The organism is Pseudomonas imperatae (genome assembly GCF_057128625.1).
Genome location: NZ_JBSKHP010000040.1, coordinates 1 through 20,210 on the forward strand (window position 1 = coordinate 1; position 20,210 = coordinate 20,210).

Here is a 20,210-nt window from a genome sequence, read left to right on the forward strand (position 1 = left end):
CGGGACATCGAACACCTCTTGGTTGAGCGGTAGATTACCGCTCCTTTGGGCGTGTCCGGGATAATTAGGCCACATCACAGACAACCCCATACAAACACACCGCACCCCCAACGCACTCGCAACTTAGAATCATTATCATTCATGTATGCGAGTGCCCACCTTGACCACCCCGACCTCCAGCCTCCCCCGCCGCGCACCGTTGCTAGCCTCGGCGCTGGCCAGCGCCTTGCTGTGCGCCGGCGGCGCCCACGCCGCCGAGGAAACCACCCTGCCCGCCACGCAGATCGGCGCCCAGGCAAGCAGTGGTGATGACAGCTACACCGCCACCAGCGGGTCCACGGCCAGCAAGAGCGATGTGCCGCTCAAGGAGGAGGCGCAAACGGTAAACGTCGTCACGCACCAGACCCTCGCCGACTACAGCGTGAAGTCGCTGGACGACGTCACCAAGTTCATCAGTGGCGCCAGCCAGGGCAACACCCTGGGCAACACCAAGGACTCGGTGGTGAAGCGCGGCTTTGGCACCAACGACGATGGCTCGATTCTGCGCGACGGGGTGAAGTCGATTCTGTCGACCAACTTCGACGCCACGGCCGACCACGTGGAAGTGCTCAAGGGCCCCGCCTCGCTGCTGTACGGTGCCATGGACCCGGGCGGGCTGATCAATGTGGTCAGCAAGCAGCCGCAGTATGTGCAAAGCACCACCCTCAGCGGCTCGGCCTACAGTGAAGGGGGTGGTGACCTGGGCCTGGACACCACCGGGCCGATTGGCGACACCGGCCTTGCCTACCGCCTGGTGGCCGAGCGCAAGAGCGAGGATTACTGGCGCAACTACGGCGTGGAACAGCAAACGCTGGTGGCGCCGTCGCTGAGCTGGACCGGCGAGCGCGCCAGCCTCAACCTTTCGTACGAGTACAACGACTACACCAGCCCGTTCGACCGCGGCACCATGTTCGTCAACGGCCACCCGGCGGACGTGTCGTACAAGAAGCGCCTGGATGAAAAGTGGGCGAAAACCGTGGGCATTGCCCAGAGCGTGACCGCGCGCTTCGAATACCAGCTCAGCGACGACTGGAAGACCCGCGTCACCTACGGCTGGAACGAGGACCGCTACAGCCTGGCGATTGCCAACCCTACGGCGCTGTCGGCCAGCGGCGTGGTGACGCGCCAGGCCAACGGCGGCCACTACGACTACGAGACCCGCTACGCCAGCTGGGACTTCATCGGCACCCAGCAGCTGTTTGGCCAGCAGCACGATGTGCTGGTGGGCGTGGACCAGGAGGCGGAAGACCGTTACCGCGGCAAGACCTACCGCAACACCGCGCAGTCGGGCTTCGACATCTACTCGCCCAGCTACGGCAGCCTGGCCGAGCCCAGCGTGGTCAACAAGTCGACCAGCGACCTCACCAACCAGCTGAACTCCACCTCGCTGTACATAAAGGACAACTGGCACCTCAATGACCGCTGGATTCTGGTGTTCGGCGGGCGCTACCAGCACTACGACCAATACATCGCCCAGGGCATGGGCAGCGCGCGCGCGGTCAGCCTGGACAGTAACGGCGACGCGGCGGTGCCGATGCTGGGCCTGGTGTACCAGGCCAGCGACGCGCTGTCGCTGTACGGCAACTACAGCCGCTCGTTCGTGCCCAACACCACGGTGGACGACAGCGGCAAGACCTTCGACCCCGAAGAAGGCCGCAGCTATGAGGTGGGCGCCAAGTACGACATCGCGCCGGGCCTGAACCTGAATCTGGCGGTGTACGACATCGTCAAGAAGAACGTGGTCACCACCTCCACCGTGGATGGCGAGAGCGTCAGCGAGGCGGCCGGCAAGGTGGGTTCGCGCGGCGTGGAACTAGACGTGACCGGGCGCATCGCCGAGCGCTGGGACATGGTCGGCACCTACGCCTACGACCACACCGAGATCCTCGACGACCCCACCGACCAGGGCAACCGCCTGAGCCAGGCGCCGGCGCACACCGCCAGCCTGTACCTGACGCACCACCTGCGGGTGCCGTCGCAGTACGGCGACTGGCACGCCGGCGCGGGCGCGCGCTACGTGGGTGAGCGGGCCGGCGACAACGACAACAGCTACTACCTGCCCAGCTACACCGTGGCCGACGCCTTCCTGCGCTGGGACGTGCCGGTGGCCGGCTATAAGACGCATCTGCAGTTGAACGTGGACAACCTGTTCAACAAAGAGTACTACCCGTCCAGCACCGGCTCGGGGCAGTTGCAGGTAAACGTCGGCGAACCGCGCAGCGCCAAGCTGAGCGCCAGCGTGAACTTCTGAGCCACCGCCTGCGGCAGCTACTCTGTAGCAGCGGCCGCCGCGCTGAGCCTGATGCACCGCACATGCAGGACGCAGCCTGGCGGCAGCTGCTACGCAAAGCCCTGTAGCAGCGGCCGCAGGCCGCGTCACGGCCGCCACGCTGAGCCTGATGCACCCCGCATGCAAGACGCAGCCTGGCGGCAGCTGCTACGCAAGGCCCTGTAGCAGCGGCCGCAGGCCGCGTCACGGCCTCCACGCTGAGCCTGATGCACCGCGCATGCAAGACGCAGCCTGGCGGCAGCTGCTACGCAAAGCCCTGTAGCAGCGGCCGCAGGCCGCGTCACGGCCGCCACGCTGAGCCTGATGCACCGCGCATGCAAGACGCAGCCTGGCGGCAGCTGCTACGCAAAGCCCTGTAGCAGCGGCCGCAGGCCGCGTCATGGCCGCGCCGCGGTGAGCCAGAGGCACCGTGCATGCAAGACGCAGCCTGCGGCAGCTGCTACGTCACCGGGGTCTCAGGCAAACGTTCAGCTCAACCTGGCCGGCTCCTACAGGTGCCCAACAGTCCGTTGCTGCCAAGCACCAACGCGTCACGCTGCCCGTCGACTCACCCGGACCTGGGCTATATTTCCTTCTCGGAGCTGTGCTTTAGTAGTATTTACGTTGCCCCGCGCAACTGCATTCCGGGTATCACGCCCTTTGCCATGGAACCTTGGAGGCACCTACCCCATGCAGCCGCCTGACAACCGTTCGCGCCATGCGCCTGTGGCCGATGCGCAGCAGGATGAACACGAGCGGTTAGTGCAAGAACTGCAATTGCACCAGCTTGAACTGCAGATGCAGAACGAGGAGTTGCGCGAAGCGCACCAGGCCTTGCAGGCCTCGCGCGACCTGTATCAGGACTTATACGAGCAGGCGCCGGTGGGCTACCTGAGCCTGAGCGTGGACGGCATCGTGGAAGCCATCAACCAGACCGGCGCCAGCCTGCTGAAAGTGCCCAGCCCGCAGTTGCTGGGCCGGCGCTTCAACAACCACGTGGCGCCCGCCGACCGCGACCATTGGCACATCGCCCTGGTGAAGGTGTGCCAGAGCCTGGAGCCCCAGGAATGCGAACTCACCCTGCTTCGGCCCGGCGGCCAACCCTGGCGGGCGCGCCTCAATTGCGTCAAGCATGAGTATGCCCCTGCCATCGTGCGCGTCACCCTCACCGACCTGACCGCCCGCCGCCAGGTGGAAAGCCGCCTGAACCTGGCCGCCAGCGTGTTTACCCACGCCCGCGAAGCCATCATGGTGACCGACCCTGCGGGCAACATCGTCGAGATCAACGACGCCTTCACCACCATCACCGGTTACTCGCGCGACGAGGCGCTGGGGCGCAACTCGCGCTTCATGGCCGCGCCCGGCAAGCAGCCCGACCCCTACCCTGCGCTGTGGCGCAGCCTGGAGCAGGACCACCACTGGCAGGGCCTGCTGTGGAACCGCCGGCGCAACGGCGACACGTTCGCCTCGCGCCAGACCATCAGCGCCATCCTGGACTCCAGCGGCGAGGTGCAGAACTACGTGGCGCTGTTCACCGACAGCACCGAGCTGCACGAATACCAGCGGCAGCTGGAGTACGTCGCCCACTACGACCCGCTGACCCGCCTGCCCAACCGCACGCTGCTGGCCGTGCGCCTGCAGCAGGCCATGGCCCACGCACAGGCGCAGGGCCGCTCGCTGGCGCTGGCCTACCTGGACCTGGACGGCTTCAAGGCCATCAACGATGCCCACGGCCACGAAGTAGGCGACAAGGTGCTGGCCATCAGCGCCCGGCGCATGAACAAGACCTTGCGCGACGGCTGCACCCTGGCGCGGCTGGGTGGCGACGAATTCGTGGCGCTGATCGTCGACCTGGAACAGGTGGGCGACAGCGCCGCCATGCTCGAACGCCTGCTGGTGGCCGCCAGCGACACCATGCAGGTCGACCAGCTGGCCCTGCGCCTGTCGGCCAGCATCGGCGTCAGCTATTACCCGCAGGCCAGCGAGGTGGGTGCCGACCAGTTGTTGCGCCAGGCCGACCAGGCCATGTACCAGGCCAAGCTGGCCGGCAAGAACCGCCTGCACGTGTTCGACGCCTGCCATGACCTCGACCTGCGTGGCCACAACGCGCGCCTGGACCGCATCGAACAGGCCGTGCGTGGCCACGAACTGCGGCTGTTCTACCAGCCCAAGGTGAACCTGCGCAGCGGCGCGGTGGTGGGCGCCGAGGCGCTGGTGCGCTGGCAGCACCCGGAACGCGGGCTGCTGACGCCCGAGAATTTCCTGCCACTGGTGGAAAGCAACGCCCTGGCCGAACACATCGGCGACTGGGTGCTGGACGCGGTGCTGGCACAGATGCAGGCCTGGGGGCAACAGGGGCTGCAGCTGCCGGTGAGCATCAACGTGGGGGCGCGGCAGTTGCAGCACCCCGACTTCGTCGCCAAGCTGACCCAGGGCCTGGCCGCCTACCCGCAGGTGGCGCCCGAACGGCTGATGATCGAGATACTGGAAACCAGCGCGCTGGAGAACATCGAGGAGGTGTCGCGCACCATCCGTACCTGCGCCGCCCTGGGCGTGCGTTTCGCCCTGGACGACTTCGGCACCGGCTACTCATCGCTGAACTACCTCAAGCGCTTGCCGGTGACCCAGGTGAAAATCGACCAGAGCTTCATCAAGGACATGCTCGACTCCAGCAAGGACATCCCCATCCTGCAGGCGATACTGGAGCTGGCCAGCGCCTTCGGCCACGAGATCATCGCCGAGGGCGTGGACAGCCCGGCCCAGGGTGCGCGCCTGCTGCAACTGGGCTGCGAGCTGGGCCAGGGTTTCGGCATTGCCGAACCCATGCCGGCCAGCGAGCTGCCCGCCTGGCGCACCCGCTGGGAGCACAGCCGCGGCTGGCACGGCTGAAGGTCAGCTGTGCAACCGGCACAGGGCCTCGATGGTTTCAATGAAGGCTTCGAACGCCACCGGCTTGCTCATGTGGCGGGAGAAGCCCGCCGCCTGGGCCGCCTTGACGTCGGCCGTGGTGCCGTAGCCGGTCAGGGCGATGCTGGGCACCGTCTGGTAGGCCGGCAGGCGGCGGAGCGCCGCCATCAGCTGGTGGCCGTCCATGCCCGGCATGCCGATGTCGCACACCACCAGGTCATGGCTGCCCTGCGCGGCCGCCGCCAGGGCCTGCTCTGGCACCGTAAAGGCGCTGACCTTGGCCGCTTCCATTTCCAGCAGCAGGGCCAGGGCTTCCAGCACCTGCGGCGAGTCGTCCACCAGCAGCACCTTGAGGCCCACCAGGCGCCCGCCGTCAGCGCTCTCTTCAAGCACCTCCGGCGCCTCGGGCTCGTGGAAGCTCAGCGGCAGCAGCACGGTGAAGCGGCTGCCCTGCCCCAGCCCTGCCGAATGCACCTTCACCGAACCGCCATGGGCCTCGGCCAGCTGGCGCACCAGTGACAAGCCAATGCCCAGCCCCTCACGGTGCTGGCGTGAGTGGGCGGTGTCGGCCTGGCTGAACAGCTCGAAAATACTGTGCAGCTGGTCGCGGGCAATGCCCAGGCCGTTGTCCACCACCTCAAGCCTGGCGTCATCGCCATGGCGGCTGGCGATGACCTGCACCTGGCCATCGGCCGGGGTGAATTTCAGCGCGTTCCCCAGCAGGTTCCAGATGATCTGCTCGATGCGCGTGGCGTCGGCGTCAATCAGCAGCGGCTCGTGGGCCGGGTCAGGCAGCTCCATCAACAAGCGCGGGCCGTCGCCGGTGGTGACGGCCGCGCACACCTCGCGCACCAGCGTGCCGAGGCTGACGGTGGCGCGCTTGAGCTGCAGCTTGCCAGTGCGCACCCGCGCCACGTCCAGCAGGTCGTCGATGATGCGCACCTGGCTGACCACGCCGTCATGAATGGCGTCCACCGCCTTCGCGGCAATGCTGTTGCGGGTCAACATCGGCAGGCGCCGGAGCATTTCGGCGTTGAGCTGAATCAGGTTCAGCGGGTGCTTGAGTTCGTGGGACATCACCGCGAAGAACTCATCCTTGAGCTGGCTGATGGTCTGGCCCTGGGTGGCCTGGCTGGGGTCCTGGTAGATGTCGGCATGGCCGCTGAGGTCGCTGGCCATTTCCTCGTCGCCCAGGCTGTAGCGGCGGTTGTTCTGCACCAGCCGCAGGCGTTCCTCGCCCAGGCGCAGCTCTTCTTCGGCGGCGCGGCGCTTGGTGATGTCGATGAAGGTCAGCACCATGCCGTCGATGTAGTTCTCGCACGAGCGGTACGGCAACAGGCGGGCGATGTACCAGCGGCCGTCGATACTGCTGACCTCGCGCTCGATGGTGCTCAGGGTGTCGAACACGGTCCTGGCGTCGCTGACCATCTCGTCGTAGGCCAGGCGGTGGGTGATGTCCAGCAGCGAGCGGCCGGTGTCCACCGGCAGCATGCTGAAAATGTCGGTGGCGCGCGGGGTGAACCACTTGATGCGCATGGTGCGGTCGACGAACACCGTGGCAATGTCGGTGGAGGCGATTAGGTTGGTGAGGTAGTCATTGATCTTGTCGGTTTCCTCGACCTTGGTCTTCAGCTCGGTGTTGACCGTCAACAGCTCTTCGTTGATGGACTGCAGCTCCTCCTTGCTGGTTTCCAGCTCTTCGGTGGCCGAGCGCAGCTCTTCGTTGATGGCCTGCATTTCCTCGTTGGACGCCTTGAGCTCTTCGCTGGAAATTTCCGACTGCTCGATGGTGTCCTGCAGCTGCAGCTTGGTGCGCTGCAGGTCGCGTTCAAGGTTGGCCAGCACCTGGTTCTCGGCCAGCACCGCCACGCCTGCCTCTACCTGGGCGGCGTCCACTTCCTGCTCGGCAAACACCAGCAGCACGCACTCGCTTTCGGTCTCTTTGTCGGTGTAGGGGTAGGCGGTGATGTCGACGAGGAAATGCGCTTTGTCGCGGTACAGCTCCACTTGCCGCGCGCGCACTGCGGCGGCGCTCTGGTGCACCTGGAACAGCGCAGTGCGCAGCTCCAGGCGCAGCTGCGGAATGGCCAGGTTGAGCAGGTTGCGCGTCACCTCGCCACCGGCATGGCGCAGGAAACGGCCGGCGCCCTCGCTCATGTGCATGATGTCGCTGTTGCTGTCGACGATCATGCTGGGCGGCATGCTGCGCTCCACGGCGCGCTGGTGGATGTCGGCGAACGACAGCTTGCGCTGCACCGGCGCGGCCGGCGCGCTGGCGATGTTGCTGGGGCGTATGTAGCCGCCGCGCGGCATGCTCAGCAGGCGCCGCTCTACCGGCGCACCGGTCTTGGCGCGGAAGATGCGGTTCTTCTTGTCCAGCGGCGTGAACAGCTCGGGGCACAGGTCCACCGATTCCGACGAGCCCAGGAACAGGTAGCCGCCCGGGTTCAGGGCGAAGTGGAACATCTGCAGTATCTCGCGCTGCACGTCGCGGTCCAGGTAGATCAGCAGGTTGCGGCACACAATCAGGTCGATCTGCGAGAACGGCGGGTCCACCAGCAGGCTGTGCTTGGCGAACAGTACCTTCTCGCGGATTTCCTTGCGCACGCGGCTGGCGTTTTCCTCGCGAATGAAATACTGGCGCAGGCGCCCCGGCGGTATGTCGGCGACGATGGCGTGCGGGTAGGCGCCGGCACGCCCCACGGCCACCGCGCGGTCGTCGATGTCGGTGGCAAACACCTGGATCTTGGCCGCCGAGTCGCAGGCAAGCTGCTGGTCGTTGAGCATCATGGCCAGGGTGTAGGCCTCCTCGCCGGTGGAGGTGCCGGCCGACCATACGCGCACCTCTTCGCGCGGCCGCTCCTGGGCGTCGACGGCGGTGAACAGCTGCGGCAGTACATCGCGCTCCAGGGCGTCGAACGCTTCGCGGTCCCGGAAGAAGTTGGTGACGCCAATGAGCATGTCGTCGAGCAATGCCTTGCTCTCGCCGGGGGTGCTCAGCAGGTACTGGTAATAGGCGCGCAGGTCGGGCTGGGCGGTGACCTGCAGCCGCCGCTCGATGCGGCGCAGCACGGTGGCACGCTTGTAGTGCTTGAAGTCGTGGCCGGTGCCCAGGCGCAGTTGGATAAGGATCTCCTGCACCAAATGTTCGGCCAGCGCGGCCTCGCGCTCATTGGCCGGGGTCAGCGTGGCCAGGCCGCTGTCGGCCGGCAGCACGATCTGCCGGGCATTGCGCCACAGCTCAAGGATTTTCCCCGGAAGCTGCGCCACCGGCAGCACGAAGTCGACCATCTGCGTGGCGATGGCGGCGTTGGGCATGCCGTCGAATTCGGCATCGTCCGGCGCCTGCACCAGCGTGACACCGCCCTGCTCCTTGATGCGCGACAACCCCACGGCACCGTCGGAACCGGTGCCCGACAGCACCACGCAGAAGGCACGCTCGCGGTGCACGTCGGCCAGGTTGCGGAAGAACAGGTCGATGGCCACCTGGCCGCCACGCCGCGGCTGCGGCTGGCTGACGCGCAAGTGCCCGTCACCCATGGCCAGGTCGTGCGCTGGGGAAATCACGTAGACGTGGTTGGGCTCGATGGGCAGCGTGTCGCTGACCTGAATCACCGGCATGGCGGTGACGTCCTGCAGCAGTTTGTCGGCGTAGCTCTGGTGGTCGGGCGAAAGGTGGAAAATGATCACGAAGGCCATGCCGCTGTCCGCGGGCATCTGCTCCAGGAAGCGCTTGACCGCCTGCAGGCCGCCGGCCGAGGCGCCAATGCCGACGATGGCGAACGGCAGCGCGGTGCCTGCGGCTGGAGAGGTGTCGCGCTCGCGGGGGTTGGCCATGTAAATCCTTGAAAATGGAAAGCACCGGCGCAGACGTTCGCGCCGCTGGCTGGACGTTTCATGATAAAGCCGGGGGATGGTGCTGGCGATTGGATTTTTCAGGCGGGGGTGCACTTACATTCCGTGGGAGCTGGCTTGCCAGCGAGCTTTTGAGGCCTTGAAAGCTCGCTGGCAAGCCAGCTCCCACAAGTACAGTTGCTGTACAGGATGAGTTACAGCGCGTAGGTGTTACCGGGCTGGCCATTGATGTACAGCGCGCGCGTCTCGCCCGGGCGCAAGGTCACCGCCAGGGTTTGCCACGCCGGGCGGAAGTCGCCGCGGTGGCTGATGGCAAGGTCGATGCGCTGCTCATCGCCACGCAATGTCCATTCCAGCCACAACGCCTGGCCCTGTTGCCAGCCGTGGCTTTCACCGTCGTCCTCGAACAGCACGCCACTGCCCTGCCCCGTGCCTGGCGCGGCGAACAGCAGCAGCTCGCGCTGGTCGCCCCGCACCGCCAGCGGCAACGCGGCGCCGGCGCGCACCAGCAACGGCAGGCGTTCCAGCGGGGCGTCCAGGCTGATTACCTGGCCACCCGCGTGCCATGCGCCGCTGTGGTAGTCGAACCAACCCTGCGCGTTGCGCGGCAGGTACACCTCGCGGCTGCGCTGGCCTTGCTCCACCACGCTGGCCACCAGTACATCGCGGCCCAGCATGAAGTCGTCGGTTTCCTCGAAGGTGCGCGGGTCGTGCTCATGGTCGAGGAAGGTGGGCCGCAGCATCGGTTCGTCGTCCACGCAGGCCTGCCAGAACAGCGTGTAGAAATACGGCAGCCAGCGGTAGCGCAGGTTGATGGCGTCACGAATGGCCGGGGTCACCTGGGGGTGCATCCACGGCTCGTTGACGGTGTGGTCGTCGTTCCAGGAATGGATGGTGAAGCGCGGGTGCATCACACCGTTCTGCACCCAGCGCACGAACAGTTCGGCATCGGGCTTGGCGCCGCTGAAGCCGCCCACGTCGTGGCCGATGTTGTACAGCCCCGACAGGCTCATGCCCAGGCCCATGCGCGTGTTGTAGCGCAGGGTTTGCCAGCTGGTGCGGTTGTCGCCGCTCCAGGTCTGCACGTAGCGCTGCATGCCGGCGCAGCCGGAGCGCGAGATCAGGTACGGGCGTTTATCGGGAGCGAAGCGCTGCTGGGCTTCCATGGACGCGCGCATCATCAGCAGCGGCATCACCGGGCGAATGTGCTTGATGGCGATGGCCTGGCCAAAGCCGTGGCAGCGGGCGTCGCCGTCCCACACTTCGTATTCGTTGTTGTCGTTCCAGGTGGCGTCGATGCCCATTTCCAGCAGCTGCGCGGTGACGTTGGCCTGCCACCAGGCGATGGTGCGCGGGTGGGTGAAGTCCAGGTGCGAGCCTTCGTCGTCCCAGAACACCGAGCGCTCCGGCGCCTCGCTTTCCGAATCGCGGATGAACAGCCCCTGCTCGGCCACCTGCGCGTACTGCGGGTGGTCGTGCAGCAGGCACGGCTTGATGTTGGCGGCAAGCTTGAGGCCCGCCGCGTGGAAGGCCTCGGACAGCTGCAGCGGTTGCGGCACCTTGTCGTGGTTCCAGTGGAACACGTAGCGCTTGGCGCCAATGGAGGTGTAGCCCGAGGACAGCTGGAACGAGTCGCAGGGGATCTGGTGTTCGCGGCACAGCTCGATGAACTTCAGCAACTGCTGCTGGGCGTCGGGGGCGTCGGTGTAGTGCATCGTGGAGCCGCTGTAGCCCAGGCTCCACTTGGGCCCGAACAGGGTCTTGCCGGTGAGACGGACGAAGGCCTTGGTCACGTCCAGCACCTGCGGGCCGAGGAACAGGTAGTAGTCCAGGTCACCCGCTTCGGCCTGGTAGCGGCGGTAGGGCTGGTGGTAGTTGTCCAGCTCGTTGCCCAGGTCCAGCCAGCTGCTGCTGAGGTTGTCGTAGAACAGCCCGAAGCTGGCGCCCGGGCGGCGGGTGATGGTGAACGGGATGTGTTTGTACAGCGGGTCGGTGCTGGCGGCGTTGTAGCCCATGGCGTCGAGGTTGCGCATCTCGAAACGGCGGCCGTTGCGCTGCAGGTCACCGGCCTTCTCGCCCAGGCCGTAGTACTGATCATCGGCGTGCCGGCGCTGGTAGTGCGCCACGCCGTCGTTGGCGCCGCCCAGCAGGTAGGCACTGGTGGGCCGGTCGGCGGCCAGGGGTTGCCAGGCGCCGTCGGCGTCGCGGTGTTCCCATTCCAGCCACAACGGCTGGTGCACGGTGACACGCAGGCGCTCGGTGGCCAGGGTCAGGCCGTGCTCATGCTCGGTCAGGCTGAACGCCGGCAGGCCGAAGCCCTCCAGGCTTTCCCGCGGGCGCCCTTCCCAGGGCACGTCCTGGCCGGGGGCGATGGACCAGGTGCGGTCCAGCGCCAGCTCGCCCTGGCGCTTCACCAGCACGCGGAACATCGAGGTTTCCAGCACGTATAGGCAGAACAGATGGCGGTCGTCGACCTTCAGGGCCACGTGGTGGGGGCCACGGTGTTCCAGCGTCCAATGCTTCAAGGTTTTCATACGGCAGTCCGGGTGTCAGGTAAGGGGGTGGCGCGCGCGGTGCGGCGCTCGGCAATGAACAGCACCATGAACAGGCAACCCAGCAGGTCGAAGAAGCCCATGGCGATGAAGATGGGGTTGAAGCCGAAGGTGTCGGTGGTCAGGCCGATCACCAGCGAGAACAGGAAGCTGGCGATCCAGGCGCAGGAGCCGCGCATGCCGTTGACCGTGGCCATCTGGCTCTTGTCGAAGGTCTCGACCACCAGGGCGCTGAGCATGCACGAGATGATCTGGTGGCCGAAGCCGCCGATGGAAATCAGCGCGATGGCCACGTAGGGGTCGCGGGTCAGCGCCACGAACGCCAGGGACAGCATCAGCACCGCGCCGCTGGCGGAACTGGCCACCACCGAGTTGACCCGCGCGCAGCCGAACAGGCGCACGTACAGGCGGGTCAGGTAGCCGCTGGCGACGCTGCCAAGGTCCGCCGCCAGGAATGGCACCCAGGCGAACAGGGCGATCTGCTTGAGGTCCATGCCGCGTTCGTTGGCCAGGTACAGCGGCACCCAGAAGCTCAGTACCGCCCAGGCCGGCTCGGCCATGAACGCGGGAATGGCGATGCCGTAGAAGCGCCGGTTGCGCAGCACCGCGCGCAGGGTGGTGAGCAACGGCTGCTTGGGTTGCTCGGGCTCCAGGTCTTGCAGAATCAAGGCGCGCTCGCCGGCGCTGAGCCGGGTGTGGCGCTGGGGAGACTGGTATAGCCAGGCCCACAACAGCACCCAGGCGGCGGCCAGTACCCCGGAGAACATGAACGCGCCACGCCAGCCGAATTGCACGTGGGCCATGACGATGATCGGCGGCGCCAGCATGGCCCCCACCGAAAAGCCCACGCCGGCCCACCCCGCTGCCACCGGCCTTTCCTTGCGCGGGAACCATTCGCCCAGGGTCTTGGCCGTGGCCGGAGTGGCGGCGGCCTCGGCGCCGCCCATGAAGAAGCGCAGCACGGCCAGCTGCAACCAGCTGCCGACGCCGGCGTGCAGGATGCACACCGCCGCCCAGAGGCTGGCACAGATCATGAAACCGACCTTGAGGCCCACCACGTCGATCAGCCAGCCGCACAGGGGTTGGAAGAAGGTGTAGGCCAACTGGAACGCGCCCACCACGTAGGAATACTGCTGGGTGCTCATGCCCAGCTCGGTCTTCAGCTCCGGGGCCAGGATGCCCAGGGAGTTGCGGGTGATGTAGTTGACCGTCACCCCCAGCAGGAACAGCGCCAGCATCCACCAGCGCAGGTGCCTGAAAGTGACGCGCGCGCCGCTCGTTTTTGTCGTCATGTGACCGCTTACCCTGAATTGTTTTTATGGGGGCCGGTGGCGGTTGCGGGGTGCCACCTTGCAGACGTCATACAAGCCCGTGAGGCAAGGCTGAAGTCGCGGAGATTATGGGTAGCTTGCGGCTAGGTGATACGCGGGAGAGCCATGGACAAATCCTTTGTTCGGCGGCAGTAGTTGTCGTACAAGTTAAAGCGCAGCGGGGTGTGGCTGTCAATAGTGGCGAAATCGTGCCCGGACGCTACGCGACACCTGCGCACACCGCCCCCATAGCAGCGGCCGCCAGGCCGCGTCCGCAGGCGCCGCGCATGGCCAGGCGTATCGCGTGGCGCCGGACGCCGCCTGCGGCAGGTGCGACGGGGGTGGGTGAAATGTAAATGTTATGATATAACATTATGACATTACTCGATCAGGGCTTTTCTTGATGCACCCTTCACCGCGACGCTCTACCTCCCGCCTGCGCATGACCCCACTCGCCGCCGCCTTGCTTATCGCCTCCCCCGTCAAGGCCATCGAGCTGGAATCACAAGTCATCACCGCCAACCCGCTGGGCAACACGCAACTGGCGGCGCCCAGCACGGTGCTGGAAGGCGACAGCCTGACCCTGGCGCAAAAAGGCAGCCTGGGCGAGACGCTCAACGGCCAGCCCGGCGTGTCCTCGTCCTATTTCGGCCCGGGCGCCAGCCGGCCGATCATTCGTGGCCAGGACGGCGACCGGATCCGCCTGCTGCAGAACGGCGTGGGCGCGCTGGACGCCTCGTCGCTGTCCTATGACCATGCCGTGCCGCTGGACCCGATCAACGTCGACCGCGTGGAAATCATCCGCGGCCCGGCCGCACTGTTGTACGGCGGCAGCGCCATCGGCGGCGTGGTCAACACCTTCGACAACCGCATTCCCACCGAGGCCATCGACGGCATTCATGGCGCCGGCGAGCTGCGCTACGGCGGCGCCGACACCACCCGCAGCAGCGCCGGCAAGCTGGAAGTGGGCGACGGCACCTTCGCCCTGCACCTGGACGCCAGCGCCCGCAGCTTCAACGACCTGAGCATCCCCGGCTACGCCCACAGCGCCAGCCAGCGCGCCAGCGAGGACGCCGACGACAACGGCGGCAAGCACCACCTGGCCAACAGCGACGGCCGCCAGGACAACGGCGCCATCGGCGGCTCCTACACCTGGGACCACGGCTACGCGGGGGTGTCGTACAGCAGCTACGACAGCAACTACGGCTCGCCGGCCGAGGACGACGTGCGCATCCGCATGCAGCAGGACCACTACACCTTCGCCTCCGAGGTGCGCGACCTGGACGGCCCATTCACCTCAGTGAAGGTCAACGCCGGCTACAGCGACTACAAACACAGCGAAATCGAGGACGGCGAGGTCGGCACCACCTTCAAGAACAAGGGCTACGAAGCGCGCATCGAGGCCCGCCACCAGCCCATCGGCCCGCTGCAAGGCGTGGTCGGCGCGCAGGTCAACCGCAGCCAGTTCCAGGCCCTGGGCGAAGAAGCCTTCGTGCCGCAGACCGACACCGACGCCACCGCGCTGTTCATCCTCGAAGACTGGCAGGCCACCGACCGCCTCAAGCTGAACCTGGGCGGCCGCCTGGAGCACACCCGCGTGGCCCCCGACGCCCAGGGCAACGAACGCTTCGAGGCTGCCGACCGCAGCAGCACCTTCACCGCCGGCAGCCTGTCCTCTGGCGCGGTGTACAGCCTGACGCCGATCTGGTCGCTGGCCGCCACCCTGGCCTACACCGAACGCGCGCCCACCTTCTACGAGCTGTACGCCAACGGCGCCCACGTGGCCACCGGCACCTATGAGGTGGGCGACGCCAACCTGTCCAAGGAAAAAGCCGTGTCCAGCGACCTGGCCCTGCGCTTCGACAACGGCGTGCACAAGGGCAGCGTCGGCGTGTTCTACAGCCACTTCGCCAACTACATCGGCCTGCTGGGCACCGGGCGCACCCTCAACGACGACGGCAAGGAGGATGCCAGCGGCATCCCCGAGTACACCTACTCGGGCGTGCGCGCCCGCTTCGCCGGCGTCGAGGCCCAGGACCACTGGACCCTGGGCGAAAACGCCTACGGCAAGTGGGCGCTGGAGCTGTCCGGTGACTACACCCGCGCCACCAACCTGGACACCGGCGAAGCCCTGCCGCGCATCGCCCCGCTGCGCCTGAACAGCGGCCTGTTGTGGGAAAAAGACCGCTGGCAGGCACGCGTGGACGTCCAGCACGCCAACGCCCAGCACCACGTGCCCGCCAACGACACCAGCACCGACGGCTACACCACCCTGGGCGCCAGCGCCGGCTACCGCTTCGACATTGGCCGCAGCCAGTGGCTGGCGTTCGTGAAGGGCGAAAACCTCACCAACCAGACCGTGCGCTACGCCAGCTCGATCCTGCGCGACATCGCGCCGGCGCCGGGGCGCAGCCTTGAGGTGGGCTTGCGCACCACCTTCTAAGCCACGCGGGTGGGCAGGTTTCACTGCCCACTCTTTACGCAACATTATAACCTTTTTGGATGCAAGCATGCCGAGACAACTGAGCAGCCCCGCGCTGTCCATACTGCCCCAGGCCCTTGAGGACGACGTCAACCTGGCCATCTGGGAGCGCCAGCTACCGGTGCACATCACCACCTTTGCCGAGAGCGTGATTGCCACCGGCCTGCCCTACGCCGAGTCCCGCGCCGTGGCCGTGAACGACGACCACCCGCCGCTGCTGGCCGACCTGGCCAGCGAGTGGCGCGACGTGGAGGGCCACGCCGGCTTTGTCGCCGACGTGACCTGGCTGACCCACGCGTTCGCCTGCCTGACCGGGGCAACGCGCGTGGGCCTGCGCATACGTGCGCTGAGCAAGGCCATGTGCCCGCGCTACCACGTGGACTGGGTGTCGCTGCGCCTGATCACCACCTACGCCGGGGTGGGCAGCCAGTGGCTGGAAGAAGGCGCCATGCCCCGCGAACAGCTGGGCGACCCCACTGCCGAGCCATGCCTGCCACCGCGGCAACTGCAGGCGGGCAGCGTCGCGCTGTTCAAGGGCGAGCGTTGGGAAGGGAATGAGGGGCGCGGGATCATCCATCGCTCGCCGCCGGTGCCGGGCAACGCCGGGCGGCTGCTGATGACCCTGGATTGGCTGGGCTGAGGCCCTGGCTGCGGTAGGTTCCCAGTTGCGAAAATAGAGCGGCATCCGCCTGCATCCACTTCGCCTCGGGCTCCGTACATTCAATCACCTTCAGCCGAAGGACAAGAATCAAGGAGTTCCATCATGCTCAACTTTGCCCAACGCCTCACCACCGCCTGCTTCGCCGCGCTGTGCCTGGTGGCCGCGCCAGTGTTTGCCGCCGACACCGTCATGGTCGGCGGCGCGGCCATGTACCCGACCAAGACCATCGTCGAGAACGCCGTCAACTCCAACGACCACACCACCCTGGTGGCGGCAGTGAAAGCGGCCGGGCTGGTGGACACCCTCAACGGCAAGGGCCCGTTCACGGTGTTCGCGCCCACCAATGAAGCCTTCGCCAAACTGCCCGCCGGCACCGTGGACACCCTGGTCAAGCCGGAACACAAGGCCGACCTGACCAAGATCCTCACCTACCACGTGGTGGCCGGCACCCACACCGCCAGCCAGCTGATGGCAGACGCCAAGGCCCACGGCGGCAAGGCCGTGCTCAAGACCGTGCAAGGCGAAACCCTGACCGTCATGGCCCATGACGGCAAGCTGTGGGTCATGGACGCCAAGGGCGGCAAGGCTGCGGTGACCATCGCCGACGTGATGCAATCCAACGGCGTGATCCACGTGGTAGACACCGTGCTGATGCCCAAATAACGCCCCGTAGCAGCGGCCAAAGGCCGCGTCCGCACCTACCCCGCCGCGCGCAACGCCTGCAGACAACGCCGGTGCCGCTGCTGCGCGGCGAAGGTCACCTGGGGTACCAACCACAGGTTTTCCCCCGGCAGGCATTGCGCCAAGCGCGCCACCGCCAGCGGGCTCAACGCCCCCAACCGGGGGTAGCCACCGATGGTCTGCCGGTCATTGAGCAAGATGATCGGCTGGCCATCGGGCGGCACCTGCACCGCCCCCAACGGAATGCCTTCCGACACCAGCCCCGGGCCGTCGTAGCGCAACGGCGTGCCCGTCAGGCGCACGCCCATGCGGTCGCTGCGGGTGTCCACGGTCCAGGCCTGGTCGAACGCATCGAACAGGCTCTGGCCGCCGAAACTGCCGGCCTGGGCGCCGAGGATCAGCTCCAGCCGCGCCGGCGCGCGCAGGTCCGGGATCAGCGCCGGCGGCACCGCGCGTATCACGCTGGCCTGCCCTTCCCAGGCCAGCCGATCACCCACCTGCAACCCGCTGCCATGGCCGTCCAGGCCGCCGACGCCCTCGCGGGCAATGGTGGCGCAGCTGCCCGCCAGCAACGGCGCACGCACCCCGCCCGGCACCGCCAGGTAGGCGCGCAGGCCCAGCCGCGGGCTGGCAAAACACAGGTGCTGCCCGGCGCGCACCTTGAACGGCCGCCACACGTCCAGCAGCTGGCCGTCCAGGGTGGCGCCCAGGTCGGCGCCCGTCAGCGCCAGCCAGCCCTCACCCTCGCAGCGCAGTTGCAGGCCGCCGAGGGTGACCTCCACCACGGCGGCGTCCAGGCGGTTGCCCAACATCCAGTTGGCCCAGTGCTGGGCCAGCCAGTCCAGGGCGCCGCCCTGGGTCAGGCCCAGGTGGCGCACGCCGAAACGGCCGCCGTCCTGCACGCTGGCCTGGGGGCCAGCCTTTTCCGCGATCAGTGCAGTCATGCCTGTGCCTCCATGGGCGTGTCATCGCCACCCAGGCGAAGGAATTCGTCGCGTTGCACCGGCACAAAGCGCACCCGGTCGCCAGGGCGCAGCAGGCTGAAGCCCTCCAGGGCCGGGTCGAACAGCCGCGCCGGGCTGCGCCCCACCAGGTTCCAGCCGCCGGGCGAGACCGCCGGGTAGATGGCCGTCTGCCGCTCGGCGATGCCGACGCTACCGGCTGCCACGCGCTGGCGGGGCGTGGCCAGGCGCGGGCTGGCCAGCTGCGGGTCGACCAGGCCCATGAATCCGAACCCTGGGGCAAAGCCCAGGGCAAACACCGCGTAGGCGCGGCCGCTGTGCAGGGCAATCACCTGGTCCACCGGCAAGCCGCGCTGGCGCGCCAGGGCCTCAAGGTCGGGGCCGACGCTGGGGTGGTACCACACCGGCAGGGCCAGCTCGCGGCCGCTGTCGGCGGCGGCCGGCTCAAGGCCGGTCAGCGCCTGCTCGCACAGGGCCCGGGCCTGGGCGTCGTCCAGCTGGGTAAGGTCGTACTGCAGCATCAACGTGGTGTAGGACGGCACCAGCTCCACCAGGGCCTCGCCGAATGTCGCGCGCAGGCGCTGCGCCGCGGCCAGCAACCACGGCACGTTGGCCTCGTCGATCACCTCGAACAGGCGCAGGGTCAGGCTGTCGATGGCCGCGACTTCGATGCGCGCCTTCATGCCGGCAAGCCATCCAGCGCCTGGCGGATCTGCCGCACCGCGGCCACCGACGCCGGGTTGTCACCGTGCACGCACAGGGTATCGACGTGCAGGCGCAGGGCGCTGCCGTCACGGGTAACCAACGGCTCGCCACGGGCCAGGCCCAGGGCCTGGGCCACCACCTGGGCCGGGTCGTGGTGCACAGCGCCCGGCAGGCGCCGGCTGACCAGCTGGCCGTCGGGCTCGTAGGCACGGTCGGCGAAGGCTTCGAACCACAGCTGCAGGCCCAGTTCATCGGCCAGCGCCTGGCTGGCGCGGGTGTCGGCGGTGGCCATCAGCATCAGCGGCAGCTGCGGGTCGAAGGCGCGCACGGCACGCATCACCGCGCCCAGGCGCACCGGGTCGGCCATCATGTCGTTGTACAGCGCGCCATGAGGCTTGACGTATTGCACGCGGCTGCCCTCGGCACGGCACATGGCGTCCAGGGCACCGACCTGGTAAAGCACCAGGTCTTCGATCTCCTGCGCCGAGCAGGCCATGCTGCGCCGGCCGAAGCCCACCAGGTCGGGGTACGCCGGGTGCGCGCCGATGCGCACCTGGTGGCTCACGGCCAGGGCCACGGTGCGGCGCATGGTGCCGGGGTCGCCGGCGTGGTAACCGCAGGCGATGTTGGCGCAGTCGATCAGCGGCATCACCTCGGCGTCCAGGCCCATGGACCAGGCGCCGAAGCTTTCGCCGATATCGCAGTTGAGCAAGGGGCGTTTCATGGGGAGCACTCCGCAGGTGGCTGATGGGTAAATTGTTCACACGCCGCCCGTGCAGGGTCCAACGGATTATTCGCGGTACAGGTGATAAACAAAGTCGATCACCGCTATGATGAACGCCCGCCCGCCGGAAGCCGCCGCCATGAACCTCAAGTTCCTCGAAACCTTCATCTGGGTCGCGCGCCTGGGCAGCTTTCGGCTGGCCGCGCAGAAGCTGTTCAGCACCCAGGCGGCGGTGTCCAACCGCATCGCCGCGCTGGAGGACGAACTGGGGGTGCGCCTGTTCGAGCGCGACGCCCGCGGCGCCACCGTGACCCCGCGCGGCCAGGCCCTGCTCAGCTATGCCGAGCAGGTGCTGGACAGCACCCAGGCGCTGCGCCAGGCGGTGGACGCCGGCCACCCCGGGCGAGTGCGGGTGGGGGTGATGGAAAGCGTGATCCACACCTGGCTGGGGCCGTTCATCCAGCGCATCGATGCCTTGCGCCCGGCCCTGGAGCTGGACCTGCAGGCCGACACCGCGCGCAACCTGGCCGAGCAGTTGCGCCGCGGCCAGCTGGACCTGGTGCTGCAGACCGACCCGCTGCCCGACGAGGGCTTGCGCAACGCCCACCTGGCCAGCTACCCCATGGCCTGGCTGGCCCGCCCGGGCAGCGCCCACCAGGCTGACAACCTGGCGCTGCTGGCCAACCAACGACTGATCACCTTTTCCCGTCACTCGCGCCCGCACCAGGACCTGCTCGGCCTGCTGCACGCCCACGGCCTGCGTGCACCACGGTTGTGCTGCATCAACTCGGTGGCGGCCATGGAACGGCTGCTGGCCGAGGACTTCGGCATCGCCGCCCTGCCCCCGGCGCTGGTCAGCAGCGCGCTGGCCAACGGCAGCCTGCAGTGCCTGGACGTGCAACCGGCCCCGGCCGACCTTGAGATGTTCGCCAGCTGGCGCGCCGGCGTCGGCCTGGAGACCGTGGAAAGCCTGGTAGACCTGGCACGCGCGGCCGCCGCCGAACACGCCCAGGGATTGCGCCCCGGCCAGGTGCACCTGCGCTAAACAAGGGCACCACAACCA

12 protein-coding genes are annotated in these 20,210 nt (G+C 67.4%); 6 read left to right on the top strand and 6 right to left on the bottom strand.

Going from position 1 to position 20,210, the window contains the following annotated elements; all coding sequences use genetic code 11:
• The first annotated feature begins 145 nt into the window (after positions 1-145).
• Entirely contained in the window at positions 146-2,290 is a 2,145-nt protein-coding gene (locus ACWKWX_RS30755) for a TonB-dependent siderophore receptor (protein ID WP_483829714.1), read from the top strand.
• Between the two features lie 708 nt (positions 2,291-2,998).
• On the top strand, positions 2,999-5,197 hold the full coding sequence (locus ACWKWX_RS30760; protein ID WP_483829715.1) for a sensor domain-containing protein: 2,199 nt from the start codon (positions 2,999-3,001) through the stop codon (positions 5,195-5,197).
• A 3-nt stretch (positions 5,198-5,200) separates the two neighbouring features.
• On the opposite strand, the gene ACWKWX_RS30765 is transcribed toward ACWKWX_RS30760, so the two are convergent.
• The 3 genes from ACWKWX_RS30765 to ACWKWX_RS30775 form a co-directional block, all read right to left on the bottom strand.
• Positions 5,201-9,052, bottom strand: a complete 3,852-nt coding sequence (locus tag ACWKWX_RS30765; RefSeq protein ID WP_483829716.1) for a CheR family methyltransferase — start codon at positions 9,050-9,052, stop codon at positions 5,201-5,203.
• 212 nt (positions 9,053-9,264) lie between these two features.
• Positions 9,265-11,604 (bottom strand): glycoside hydrolase family 31 protein, encoded by a 2,340-nt coding sequence (locus ACWKWX_RS30770; RefSeq protein ID WP_483829717.1) that lies wholly within the window; start codon positions 11,602-11,604, stop codon positions 9,265-9,267.
• Positions 11,601-12,914, bottom strand: a complete 1,314-nt coding sequence (locus tag ACWKWX_RS30775) for an MFS transporter (RefSeq protein WP_483829718.1) — start codon at positions 12,912-12,914, stop codon at positions 11,601-11,603. Before ACWKWX_RS30775 ends, ACWKWX_RS30770 begins: the two co-directional genes overlap by 4 nt.
• A 421-nt stretch (positions 12,915-13,335) precedes the next feature.
• On the opposite strand from ACWKWX_RS30775, the gene ACWKWX_RS30780 reads away from it, so the two are divergent.
• The 3 genes from ACWKWX_RS30780 to ACWKWX_RS30790 all read left to right on the top strand — a co-directional run bounded on the left by ACWKWX_RS30780 (position 13,336) and on the right by ACWKWX_RS30790 (position 16,738).
• Positions 13,336-15,375, top strand: coding sequence for a TonB-dependent receptor (locus tag ACWKWX_RS30780; RefSeq protein WP_483829719.1), 2,040 nt, complete (start codon positions 13,336-13,338; stop codon positions 15,373-15,375).
• A 67-nt stretch (positions 15,376-15,442) separates the two neighbouring features.
• The gene (locus ACWKWX_RS30785) at positions 15,443-16,054 is read left to right on the top strand and encodes a DUF1826 domain-containing protein (RefSeq protein WP_483829720.1); all 612 of its coding nucleotides are present in this window, start codon (positions 15,443-15,445) and stop codon (positions 16,052-16,054) included.
• Between the two features lie 123 nt (positions 16,055-16,177).
• Positions 16,178-16,738, top strand: coding sequence for a fasciclin domain-containing protein (locus ACWKWX_RS30790; protein ID WP_416424999.1), 561 nt, complete (start codon positions 16,178-16,180; stop codon positions 16,736-16,738).
• Positions 16,739-16,773: 35 nt separating this feature from the next.
• On the opposite strand, the gene ACWKWX_RS30795 is transcribed toward ACWKWX_RS30790, so the two are convergent.
• From ACWKWX_RS30795 to ACWKWX_RS30805, 3 genes are read right to left on the bottom strand one after another with little or no spacing between them, the layout of a single operon-like run.
• Entirely contained in the window at positions 16,774-17,700 is a 927-nt protein-coding gene (locus ACWKWX_RS30795; protein ID WP_483829721.1) for a 5-oxoprolinase subunit C family protein, read from the bottom strand.
• Positions 17,697-18,401 carry a 5-oxoprolinase subunit PxpB gene (gene pxpB, locus ACWKWX_RS30800; protein ID WP_473002914.1) on the bottom strand — a complete coding sequence of 235 codons (705 nt, stop codon included), beginning with the start codon at positions 18,399-18,401 and terminating at the stop codon, positions 17,697-17,699. The genes ACWKWX_RS30795 and pxpB overlap by 4 nt, the downstream gene beginning before the upstream one ends.
• Positions 18,398-19,147, bottom strand: a complete 750-nt coding sequence (locus ACWKWX_RS30805; protein ID WP_416425002.1) for a 5-oxoprolinase subunit PxpA — start codon at positions 19,145-19,147, stop codon at positions 18,398-18,400. The genes pxpB and ACWKWX_RS30805 overlap by 4 nt, the downstream gene beginning before the upstream one ends.
• A 139-nt stretch (positions 19,148-19,286) precedes the next feature.
• Between ACWKWX_RS30805 and ACWKWX_RS30810 the strand changes: the two genes are divergently transcribed.
• Positions 19,287-20,192, top strand: coding sequence for a LysR family transcriptional regulator (locus tag ACWKWX_RS30810; protein WP_483829743.1), 906 nt, complete (start codon positions 19,287-19,289; stop codon positions 20,190-20,192).
• Positions 20,193-20,210 lie beyond the last annotated feature (18 nt).

Coding starts and splice junctions, on each gene's coding strand:
- ACWKWX_RS30755 (WP_483829714.1), top strand. CDS start 146: ATGCGAGTGCCCACCTTGACCACCCCGACCTCCAGCCTCCCCCGCCGC.
- ACWKWX_RS30760 (WP_483829715.1), top strand. CDS start 2,999: ATGCAGCCGCCTGACAACCGTTCGCGCCATGCGCCTGTGGCCGATGCG.
- ACWKWX_RS30765 (WP_483829716.1), bottom strand. CDS start 9,052: ATGGCCAACCCCCGCGAGCGCGACACCTCTCCAGCCGCAGGCACCGCG.
- ACWKWX_RS30770 (WP_483829717.1), bottom strand. CDS start 11,604: ATGAAAACCTTGAAGCATTGGACGCTGGAACACCGTGGCCCCCACCAC.
- ACWKWX_RS30775 (WP_483829718.1), bottom strand. CDS start 12,914: ATGACGACAAAAACGAGCGGCGCGCGCGTCACTTTCAGGCACCTGCGC.
- ACWKWX_RS30780 (WP_483829719.1), top strand. CDS start 13,336: ATGCACCCTTCACCGCGACGCTCTACCTCCCGCCTGCGCATGACCCCA.
- ACWKWX_RS30785 (WP_483829720.1), top strand. CDS start 15,443: ATGCCGAGACAACTGAGCAGCCCCGCGCTGTCCATACTGCCCCAGGCC.
- ACWKWX_RS30790 (WP_416424999.1), top strand. CDS start 16,178: ATGCTCAACTTTGCCCAACGCCTCACCACCGCCTGCTTCGCCGCGCTG.
- ACWKWX_RS30795 (WP_483829721.1), bottom strand. CDS start 17,700: ATGACTGCACTGATCGCGGAAAAGGCTGGCCCCCAGGCCAGCGTGCAG.
- pxpB (WP_473002914.1), bottom strand. CDS start 18,401: ATGAAGGCGCGCATCGAAGTCGCGGCCATCGACAGCCTGACCCTGCGC.
- ACWKWX_RS30805 (WP_416425002.1), bottom strand. CDS start 19,147: ATGAAACGCCCCTTGCTCAACTGCGATATCGGCGAAAGCTTCGGCGCC.
- ACWKWX_RS30810 (WP_483829743.1), top strand. CDS start 19,287: ATGAACCTCAAGTTCCTCGAAACCTTCATCTGGGTCGCGCGCCTGGGC.